Genomic DNA, 10,596 nt, shown 5'->3' with positions numbered 1-10,596 from the left:
TAAACGATAATTTATCTATTCAGTAGAAATAGATTAAGCTGTAAATAAGTATATATAAGTGATCGTACTACAGGGTTTAAAACTGTAGTATTATATAAGTAGCGAAAGAAAAGTCCTAAAATTAAGTCTTGATTTTGAATAGGTTCAAGGAACTATCATGTAAGCGTTGAGTATAGTCTTACCATAAATGTAATTATTAATAAATAAGTATTTTTTATAAGTAGAAATGATAGATAGCTGAAATATATTACACTAATTCAAATTATTATATGTCGCTTTTATAAGTAGAAGTAGCAAAAATTTCAGGTTCAACAATTTCGTAATAATTGCAATTTATAAATATTAACTGACATAATTCTAATAAAGTTTAAATTTTCCAATGTCATTTAGCATCATGTAATAAAATAATGCAAATTAATCTTAAAATAGATCTATTTTTCAGATTTTCAATTAATTACAAAATATAATAATTGGGTACACAGTTAATGTTTTCAGTAGTTCTTGAGAATAATTGGCGTTAAAGGTTGTGATAGTCTGTCAATTTTTAGGTGTTTAATTGTAGGGCAGGCATGTGGTTATTAGCTTTACAGATATATCAATAATATGCTAGAATGTAAACTCACATTTTAGCCTCCCGATTTAATTTTGATAATGAAGAATGTAATCAAGGGTTTCATTGCTGGCTTAATCACTTTTGGTGCGATGAGCTGTGAGACCTCAAATAATAATACTGAAGTAAATGACCAACTTACTACCGACTCCATTTATGTAGAAGTGGATACTTCAGAATATCTCTATAATATTAATATCGATACCCTTGTTGTTAAAGAAGGTAAGATTAGAAGAAACCAGAATTTATCTGATGTCTTGACAAAGTATGATATAGATTATTCCACTATTTATAAACTTGCCAACAACTCAAAAGGTGTGTTTGATGTTCGAAGAATAAAATATGGGCAGAAATACACACTTCTTTTCGGAGCCGACTCTAACCGAGTAGATTACTTTATCTATGAGGAGGATGATATTAATTATGTTGTTTTCAATGTTAAGGACAGCTGTACAGTCTATAAAGGGGAAAAACCTGTTACACTTCAGAAGAAAGAAGTACATGGAGACATTACTTCATCTTTATACCAAACATTAACAGATCAAAACGAGTCACCTTTACTAGTCAACTTATTGTCAGATGTCTTCGCATGGCAAATTGACTTCTTCCATATTCAAAAAGGAGATGGTTTTAAAGTCATTTTCTTTGAAAAAGTGGTGGAAGATTCTGTTGTAGGAATAGACCATATTGAAGCTGCAATGTTTCGACATCTAGGAAAGGACTATTATGCTTTTGATTATGAATACAACGGCAAACAAGAATATTTTGATGAGTTTGGAAATAGCTTAAGGAAAGAATTTTTAAAAGCACCCTTACATTTTTCAAGAATATCTTCTTCTTTTTCTCGACGTCGTTATCACCCAGTTCAGAAAAGATACAAAGCCCACTTAGGAACTGATTATGCCGCCCCAATTGGTACACCGATTCATGCTGTTGGAGATGGTGAAATTATAGCGGCTACTTATTCTAAGTACAATGGCAACTATGTAAAAATCCGTCATAATAGTGTGTACACCACACAATACCTTCACATGAATAAAATTAAGAAAGGTATCCGTAGAGGTGTGCGAGTGACTCAAGGTGACGTAATTGGTTATGTAGGAAAAACTGGTCTTGCTTCAGGCCCTCATTTATGTTATCGTTTCTGGAAAAATGGTAAACAAGTGGATTCAAGAAAACAAGAGTTACCATCATCAGAACCTTTACCTGATTCTCTTATTACTTCTTATCAAGAGCAAATTATGCCATTGAAATTAGAATTAGATAAAGTGGATCTTATCATGAGCAAATAATATCAACTCCTACTATTCAAATTAAACCTAAAAAGCAGTGATACAAAACTTATCTTCCCAACACCTTAATACTGTTATGGTATTAATTCAGAATGTTATTTCTAAAATGAGAAGCATGGGTATTGATCAATGGGACGAGCAATACCCAACAGAAAAAGATATTCTTTCTGATCTGGAAAGTAGTAACGCCTATGGTTACTTTGAAGATAATGATTTAGCGGGTTATGTCATTTTCAATCAAGATTTTGATATCGAGTACAATGATATCCAGTGGTTAAACACTACTAATAAGTTTTTAGTCATGCACCGCTTATCTGTTGACCCCAAGTTTCAAGGGAAAGGAATAGCCAAGAAAATCACAGCTTATGGTGAACAACTTGCTACTAAAAATGGACTCACTTCACTCCGATTCGATGCCTTTATCGAAAACCCCATTTCTAATAAGATGTATGAGAAAATAGGATATCAAAAACTTGGTGAAGTAACTTTTAGAAAAGGTGTGTTTAACTGTTACGAAAAAATACTTCCGTAAAAAAACACCTACCATCTCTCTCCAAATCAAATACAGTTAATAAAGTAGAATTAATTTATTTTGTTTGATATTAATCATTATTTTTGATATCCGAATACTGATTTGTGATTTGTATATTATACTTGATTTTAAGAAAAGACTAACTACGATTTTTATTGAAGTGCACTTCAATAAATATCTTATTATCAGCTATATTATACTATGATTGATAGAGATTAACATGTTACCGCTCATACAAAACTATTTTTCAAAAACTATCCGTTATAATATCTCCCCATGGGTATTATTTATTGTTTACTTCAGTTGTAATATACCTGAAGCAAATGCTCAATGGTTTAACGCCAATACCAATAAGAGTACAGAAGTATATCTATTACCTTCAGTAAAATCTGATGTCCTAACCATTGTTGATTCTGCACAATTTCTTCTTGTTTTTGATATGGAACACAAGGATAAGTTTATAAAGGTATGGGATATAGAATCTGATCAGAAAGGCTATGCATTAATTGAAGACATTACGATTAATAATTTATTGGAGGCTGAAAATATAATCAAGAATATACATTCGACACATGCCAACCATGATAGTGCCTTTATATATATAAGGAATACAACAATAGATAGTATGATGGTTCAATTGGGCAAAGACACCGTTAACCTTGCTCCAGATGAAATGAAAAATATCACTTTAGATGAAGGAGAATATTTATACTGGGCCATTCAGAAAGAAACTATCCCCGACTATGGATACATATATATTCCAGACAGCAGCGATTTAATGCTACAAGTAGGTCAAGAATTTAATGAAAATAAAATGCTTGAAATGGAATTAGATTTAATGGACCTTAAAGATGATCCTGAGTTTACAATGTACAAGAGAAGCTTTCTTGATACCGTTCAAGTGTCAAAAAGAATAAATATACAAAATACAAAATCCGGCTACGATAGAATACAAATGACAGGAGGTTCTAAATCTGTTGATGCTGACCTTCTAAATGATGACATGAAAAAAGATGCTTGGGTAAATGTAAAGCCCATGGATAAACCTTTAGACACTTATTATGATTTCAAAAGATACATTCAACTAAAGTATAATGTAGCAATAGGAATGGATTATATGTTTTTAGGACAGCATTCTTCATATGTAAAATCTGGTTCACCCAATGCGGCAAGTGGAATATATCGCTTTTTTGGTACATGGGAACCTGTTAATACCAAAGACACCCAAGGAGGCTTAATTTTTAAGATTGAAAATAGACATAGCTTAACACCTACTGCTCCGAGACATTTAGGATATGAATCAGGGTCTGCACTAAGTACAGCAAGTTTTAAAGATATGGGTTGGGGATTAACCAACTTATATTGGAGGCAATCTTTCAAGAATAATAAATATGGATTTGTTTTAGGTATCATGGATCCAGGAGATTTTATTGATCTTTTTCCATTGTTGAACCCTTACAAATGTTTTCTGAGTGAAGCTTTTTTTAATAACCCTGCAATGGCGATTCCCAACCAAGGAATTGGTGGTGCATTTCTAGCAAAAGACCTTATTAAAAACACTTATGTTGCCGGAGGTTTCCATGATGCTAATGGAGAACCAACCAACTTTATCAGTAATAGTTTTAAATCTTTTGCCAAAGGAGAATATTTATATTGGATTGAATTAGGTTGGAATACCCATACTCCATTTCTTAATGGAGAGAATATCCATGTTACGTATTGGTATCAAGATGCAAGAACTGATAGCGAAGGTAATTTGATCTCGAATGAAAGCCAGGGGATTTGTTTTTCTGCTTCTACTTCTATTCATAAAACAACTCTATTTTCAAGATTAGCCTACTCACAAGGAGATGGAGCACTTATGCGATATATGGTCATGGCCGGTTGCTCCTATAATATTGTAAAAGATGATCAAATTGGAATTGGAGTAGATCTTGGAGCACCTGTAGATCCTGAAATTGATGAAAGCCAATTAGGTATAGAACTTTACTACAATATGCAATTAACGGAACATGTCAATATTTCTCCAGATGTTCAAGTATATATCAACCCCGTATACAATCAAGAGAAAAGTGCAGTCGCCATCTTTTCTTTTAGACTGAGGTATGCATTGTAAAAGTTATTGATCATTACCTCTTGAGATTTCGATTTAGAATCGGTAAATTATAGTAAACCCTACCCAATAAAGTATATGAAAAGAAACGAAAACCTTATTCCATTATCTCATGAGCATCATCATGGACTTGTGTTTTGCCATCGTCTAAAGAAACTTAATCATACAGATCAGCTCACTGCTGTTCGGTACATCAATGATTATTACGAAAATCACCTTCGAAATCATTTTACAGAAGAAGAAAATACACTAGCCTATTTAATTAATGATGAGAAAATCAAACGTAGATTTTTAAACGATCATAATATCATTAGTAACATTATCACGAACATTAATATTACGCCTACTGATGTTATCGAACAAGGGTTAGCTCTCAGTCAGATCATCAATAATCACATTAGATTTGAGGAGCGGATTCTATTTCCTTGGCTAGAAGAAAATCTATCTGACAAGGAATTGTTCGGCATTGGAAATGACCTCAATGTAGAAGTAACAGAAATAGAAGGACATGCCTTTGAACCTGAATTCTGGGAGAATTAAATCAAGCTATAAAATAAAAAAAGCCAACCCGATGTTATTCGAGTTGGCTTGTATTATTTAAAAGAATATATGTTTTATGCTAACGAAGGAATTTCAACTACTTCATTAACGTCTGCATCATAATCAACACCGTCCACTTTGAAACCGAATAAGTTGAAGAAGTCATCAGAGTAACCTTTCAAATCACCAATTTCTGATAAGTTTTCAGTTGTAGCGATTGCCCAAAGCTCATCAACTTTCGCTTGAACATCGTCACGCATTTCCCAATCGTCAATTCTGATTCTACCTTTCTCGTCCAATTTCATATCACCAGAATAGATTCTGTCTGCATATAAACGTTGGATTTGCTCGATACAACCTTCATGGATACCATCCGCTTTCATTATTTTGTACAATAAAGAAATGTACAATGGAATTACAGGAATAGCTGATGACGCTTGAGTCACTAAGGCCTTGTTTACAGAAACAACTGCTTTACCACCCATATCTGCTAACTTCTCAGTGATCTTATGAGCTGTTGCTTCTAAGTGATCTTTTGCAGCACCGATAGTACCTTTTCTGTATACTGGCTCAGTTAATTTTGGTCCGATATAAGAGTAAGCATAAGTTTCAGCTCCTTCTGCTAAAACACCTGCTTCTCTCATTGCATCGATCCACATTTCCCAATCTTCACCACCCATTACTTCAACAGTATTAGCGATATCATCTTCTGTTGCTGGTTGGATTGATACTTCAGAAACGTTACCTGTATGGAAGTCTACAGTTTTGTTTGAGAAAACATCACCGATTGGCTTCAATACTGATTTATGTCTTTTTCCTGTGTTAGGATTAGTTCTTACTGGAGATGCTAAAGAGTAGATTACTAAGTCAACTTGACCTAAATCTTCTTTGATCATATCAATAGTTTGTTGCTTGATCTCATTAGAGAAAGCGTCACCATTGATAGATTTAGCATATAAACCTGCTTCATGAGCATGCTTTTCAAACGCTGCACTGTTGTACCAACCTGGAGAAGCTGGACGACCTGCTGAAGGTGCTTTTTCTAAAAATACACCAATAGTAGATGCTCCACATCCGAATGCACTTGTAATTCTTGATGCTAAGCCAAAACCTGTAGAAGCGCCGATTACTAATACTTTCTTAGCACCATCAATTGCTCCTTTAGATTTTACATATTCAATCTGATTGATCACATTTTGCTCACATCCTGTTGGGTGTGCTGTCAAGCAGATAAAACCTCTAGTTTTAGGTTCGATAATCATCTCTAATACTTATTTATGTCTCGTTGTTGTTTGTTCACCAAGACGTTTTAAATAAATGGTTATGTCTTTTAAGACGGACAAAGGTAAAAAAAAGAGTAAGAAGTAAGAAGTAAGTAAGAAGAAGTTGTAATTTTTTTATTGACTTTTAGGAATTTATCGAGACTGTATAAAAGTATAAAACAAAAAAAATCCCGATGCTTTATCACACCGAGATTCCTTTTTGTTGTTGCTCTTATTCCTTATGGAATGCATGTTTTCTCACAGCTAGACTATCTTTTAAATTCTCTTTTTGATGTTCCAATTTGTACATCATCATCATAATTTTTTGATGAATTTTCGTCACAATGTAATAAGGTGTATACATCAAATAAGCCATTGTCTTGTAAATAACTCTTCTCAGTTTCCATAAAAGAAACAGTAGAGTGATAGCAATTAAAATATCCATGATGTCAATGATGTTTTAGTTGTAATAATAATGTCCGTCTTTCGTAGTCATATATTCAATTAACGAAGAATTTTAATAATAAACTGTAAAACAACCTTAAAAAAGTGTACAATTAACTATTATTTATCAAAATTGATCGAAAATCAAATGTTTGTGAACTAAAATTAGAACAACAAAATCTAATTTAGATCCTATTAATTATCTGATTAATAAGATAAAAAACATCATTAATAAAGGCTTTTACATCGCTTCCATTGCTGCAATGACGTACTTTATTTGTGCAAAAGATGCCTTTGCTCCCACTTCTTCTTTGATCGCTTTTAACGATTTACTTCTCGTTTTTTCCAACGCGTTTTCTATAACTCTTTGGGTTTTAGAAGGAACTAATTCTTTTAATTGAATTCTCCCTTGTGCAATATTTTTTGCAAGGTGTGTCTCAACAGTCCCAACGGTTTTCCCCATTTCCCTTGCAATTGCTTTTTCATCATTTCCCTTCCTAAATAAAATATATGTTTCTACATGAGGAGAGAACTTCTTTTTTTCTTTTTTCTCAGGTTTTGGAGCTAATTGAACAGGCTCATCTTTCTGTTCAGAGATCTCAAAACTAGGTTTCCCTATACCATTTTTCTTTAAATCTGCTTTATCAATATAGGATTTCACTAACCTTTCTGCTCGAATCATTTTTTGAGCAACATTATAGATGTAAGAAGCCACTTCTTTCACTTCATTACTGTAAGCCATTACACCTCTTGCTGTTTTAAGCTTATCCCAATGTGCTTGAACGTTTTTATGATGTTCCTTTAAAACTTTATCAAAATACCCTTGTGCCTTAAGTGTTCTTTCATGCAAGAAGTTGATATACCCATCATTCTCTTCAGTAATAATTTGATGAACTTGCCTTCTAAATCCATCGCCTACTTTTCTTAATTCACGAATTTCTTCTAATAGTTTCTTAGCCCAAGGCTTATAAGTCTGCTTGGAAGAAAGGTTCTCCAACTTATCATAGGTAGACAAGTGTTCTTCTAAATGCTCAATCAAAAAGCTTAGATTAAAGGCTGATTGCAAAGTATCATAGATAAATCGATGCGCTTCCAGTTTTAAATGAGGAGTCAATTCTTCAATAGACTGACTGGATTGTGTAAAATGACTTAGCGATTGATCTATTGGAATACCTCTCTCATTAATTGGAGAAGATAATACCAATCCATCCAAAGAAGTTAATCTTGATAAAGCCACATACACTTGTCCTGATGCAAATGCTCTATTTACATCTACAATAGCTTTATCGAATGTTAAACCTTGACTCTTATGTACTGTAATCGCCCAAGCTAATTTCAGCGGATATTGTATAAACCTACCAATTAATTGTTCTTCAACTTCATTGGTTTCCTTATTTAATACATACTTCTTGTTCTCCCATTCATAATCTTCCACTTTAAATTCCGGGGTCCCATCATCAAACTTTACCCATACATCTTTAGAAGTACATTTCGTTATCTTTCCAATTTTACCGTTAAAGTACTTGTTCTCTCCTGAATAGTCATTTTTAATAAACATAACCTGTGCCCCTTCCTTTAGCTTCAAATTTTCAGCATTAGGGTATTGACTTTCGGGAAACCCTCCTTCAACATCTGCAGAATAGGTAAATGTGGTACTCTTTAATTCAGTCAACCATTTCTGGTTTTTCTCGTCAGCTACCTTATTATGTGTCGTAAGATGAATGTACCCATCACCTTCTGTTTGTTCAAAGTCGGGGTCATAATGAGAGTTGAGCACTTTCACATCGTTGGAAGTCACTTTGTTCTCTCTGAAATGGTTCAATATATTAACAAAAGTAGGATCGGATTGTCGATATACTTTCTGAAGCTCAATATGGATAGGTGGATGTTGTCTTAATACTATTGAATTAAAGAAATAACCATTTTGATAATAATTCCTTAAATACATCCATTCATCGTTCTTAATTACCGGAGGCAACTGTAACATATCTCCAATAAATAATACTTGAATACCGCCAAAAGGTAGATCTTTTCGGATACGGACATGTCGCAAGATTTTATCGATAGCATCCAACATATCTGCTCTCAGCATACTTACCTCATCAATCACCAATAACTCCATAGACTTCAGCAAAGCCCTTTTCTTTGAAGTCATTTTGAAACCCTTAAAGATCGATTTTGGGGTATTAATATGTGCTACAGTGGTAACATTGTCATTGAATTCAAAATTCTCATCCGGTATATATGCACCAAATGGTAATTGAAACAAGGAATGTACGGTAACCCCTCCAGCATTAATTGCAGCAATACCTGTTGGGGCAGCCACTAGTACGTTTTTATGTGTATTTTCTCTAATTGATTTTAGTAAGGTAGTTTTACCTGTTCCTGCTTTTCCTGTTAAGAATACATTGCAATTGGTTGTGTTGATATAGCGAGAAACTAGTTCAGGTAATGAATATTCTTCCATGAATCGTTTGCTGTTTTTAAAATGAGATTAAAACGATAACTTTTCACAAGTTGAGAAAAAATGATGAAATATTAAACACAAGCATCCTGTTTTCCACCTCTTTATTGTGAAATATTTAAACTATCATCAGGAGATCGATTACTTACGTTTATCAATCAACCTTGTCACTTGAAACTGATAGGCAAAGTCTGATACCTTATATTGATCTTGTGGACCTGATCTTGAATATTGCCAATTTGCCATAAAAGAACCATTCCACCTATCATTGAACTTCTTTCCTATCCCAACACCAATTTTTGCTACATTATGAAAGACCTCTGGGATATTATCCTTTATAGGGTAGAAGTATTCTGCAACAAATGGCACATACCAATCCAAGTCATTCTTGAAACACTTTACACTACCAGCAACTTTCATTCTTAATCGAAAGTCGTAATTGTATGTTTTGTTATCCATTAACCAAGATAACCTTTGTTCAATTTTAGTTTGGATACCAATATTTATACGTTCCCTCTTTACTACCTTATATACGATAGCTTGCCAAGGCCTTAATTCGAAGCGATTATCTATATCCTGGTTAAAGTGATAATAAAAAGCTACTCCTCCTTTTAGATCAAAGCGATTACTTAATTGGTAATTAACAGAAGTCTCGTGGTAGATCTTGTTCCAATAGTTATCCAAAAAGATCGTTTCATATCCAAAATCAAACAAGTAGTTAAAGCGATCATTCTTCTGCACCTTGATATAGAAATCCATCCATAATTGTTGATTAACTACGTCTTTGTTCACTGGGGATTTCTCTTGTGAATAACTTAATGTAGCAGCAAATAAAACAAAGCAAATACTAAGAAGTAACTTCTTAAAAATTATCATGACAATGAATGGATTAATATCTCTTTTTAGTGGCGCGAAGTTATAAAAAATTCGATAGAAATTCTGATCAGTTAATGATTGATTCTCTTCCATAACGAACTACACTTAACTGTATTTTTGACACTTTTGTGATTTTCAATAAGTAACATTTTGTGATTTTACTCAGTATTCAATGTTAAATATCTTTTTTTTAAATGATTTACAGTTATTTAAAAATATTTACATAACCAACAAAACCAACTAACAATCAGATACTTATACGTATTTTTTTTAAGTGATAACCCCTGTAACCACCTCATTTTCAAGTTCCAATTACATCTTTTATGTTTGTTTTGATCAAACTCACAAAAACTGATTTACGAAATCGTATTTAATGAACTGAAATGATGTATTACTAACTTTTTTTTGTGCACAGAATATTGAAGTACATACTCAATTCACTAACATATTTTACCTCTCGTCC

General features: G+C 33.1%; 8 protein-coding genes. 4 read left to right on the top strand and 4 right to left on the bottom strand.

The window, feature by feature from the left end; translation table 11 throughout:
- Window positions 1-651: 651 nt before the first annotated feature.
- The 4 genes from QL232_RS06090 to QL232_RS06075 all read left to right on the top strand — a co-directional run bounded on the left by QL232_RS06090 (window position 652) and on the right by QL232_RS06075 (window position 5,087).
- On the top strand, window positions 652-1,902 hold the full coding sequence (locus QL232_RS06090) for a peptidoglycan DD-metalloendopeptidase family protein (RefSeq protein WP_281613464.1): 1,251 nt from the start codon (window positions 652-654) through the stop codon (window positions 1,900-1,902).
- A 37-nt stretch (window positions 1,903-1,939) separates the two neighbouring features.
- The gene (locus QL232_RS06085) at window positions 1,940-2,434 is read left to right on the top strand and encodes a GNAT family N-acetyltransferase (RefSeq protein ID WP_281613463.1); all 495 of its coding nucleotides are present in this window, start codon (window positions 1,940-1,942) and stop codon (window positions 2,432-2,434) included.
- Window positions 2,435-2,654: 220 nt separating this feature from the next.
- Window positions 2,655-4,550, top strand: a complete 1,896-nt coding sequence (locus QL232_RS06080) for a carbohydrate porin (RefSeq protein ID WP_281613462.1) — start codon at window positions 2,655-2,657, stop codon at window positions 4,548-4,550.
- A 75-nt stretch (window positions 4,551-4,625) separates the two neighbouring features.
- On the top strand, window positions 4,626-5,087 hold the full coding sequence (locus QL232_RS06075) for a hemerythrin domain-containing protein (protein ID WP_281613461.1): 462 nt from the start codon (window positions 4,626-4,628) through the stop codon (window positions 5,085-5,087).
- A 74-nt stretch (window positions 5,088-5,161) separates the two neighbouring features.
- On the opposite strand, the gene fabV is transcribed toward QL232_RS06075, so the two are convergent.
- The 4 genes from fabV to QL232_RS06055 form a co-directional block, all read right to left on the bottom strand.
- A complete protein-coding gene (gene fabV / locus QL232_RS06070) occupies window positions 5,162-6,349 on the bottom strand; it encodes an enoyl-ACP reductase FabV (protein WP_168880560.1) in 1,188 nt (395 codons plus the stop codon).
- A gap of 232 nt (window positions 6,350-6,581) precedes the next feature.
- Window positions 6,582-6,794 carry a hypothetical protein gene (locus QL232_RS06065; protein ID WP_168880559.1) on the bottom strand — a complete coding sequence of 71 codons (213 nt, stop codon included), beginning with the start codon at window positions 6,792-6,794 and terminating at the stop codon, window positions 6,582-6,584.
- 240 nt (window positions 6,795-7,034) lie between these two features.
- Window positions 7,035-9,260, bottom strand: a complete 2,226-nt coding sequence (locus QL232_RS06060; RefSeq protein WP_281613460.1) for a helix-turn-helix domain-containing protein — start codon at window positions 9,258-9,260, stop codon at window positions 7,035-7,037.
- 138 nt (window positions 9,261-9,398) lie between these two features.
- Window positions 9,399-10,226 carry a DUF2490 domain-containing protein gene (locus QL232_RS06055; RefSeq protein WP_281613459.1) on the bottom strand — a complete coding sequence of 276 codons (828 nt, stop codon included), beginning with the start codon at window positions 10,224-10,226 and terminating at the stop codon, window positions 9,399-9,401.
- Window positions 10,227-10,596 lie beyond the last annotated feature (370 nt).

Source organism: Flammeovirga sp. SubArs3, assembly GCF_947387565.1.
GTDB classification, from domain to species: domain Bacteria; phylum Bacteroidota; class Bacteroidia; order Cytophagales; family Flammeovirgaceae; genus Flammeovirga; species Flammeovirga agarivorans.
Note: the sequence above shows the minus strand (reverse complement) of the source record. Positions and strands in the feature narration are given on the sequence as shown.

Coding starts and splice junctions, on each gene's coding strand:
- QL232_RS06080 (WP_281613462.1), top strand. CDS start 2,655: ATGTTACCGCTCATACAAAACTATTTTTCAAAAACTATCCGTTATAAT.
- QL232_RS06065 (WP_168880559.1), bottom strand. CDS start 6,794: ATGGATATTTTAATTGCTATCACTCTACTGTTTCTTTTATGGAAACTG.
- QL232_RS06060 (WP_281613460.1), bottom strand. CDS start 9,260: ATGGAAGAATATTCATTACCTGAACTAGTTTCTCGCTATATCAACACA.
- QL232_RS06090 (WP_281613464.1), top strand. CDS start 652: ATGAAGAATGTAATCAAGGGTTTCATTGCTGGCTTAATCACTTTTGGT.
- QL232_RS06075 (WP_281613461.1), top strand. CDS start 4,626: ATGAAAAGAAACGAAAACCTTATTCCATTATCTCATGAGCATCATCAT.
- QL232_RS06055 (WP_281613459.1), bottom strand. CDS start 10,226: ATGGAAGAGAATCAATCATTAACTGATCAGAATTTCTATCGAATTTTT.
- fabV (WP_168880560.1), bottom strand. CDS start 6,349: ATGATTATCGAACCTAAAACTAGAGGTTTTATCTGCTTGACAGCACAC.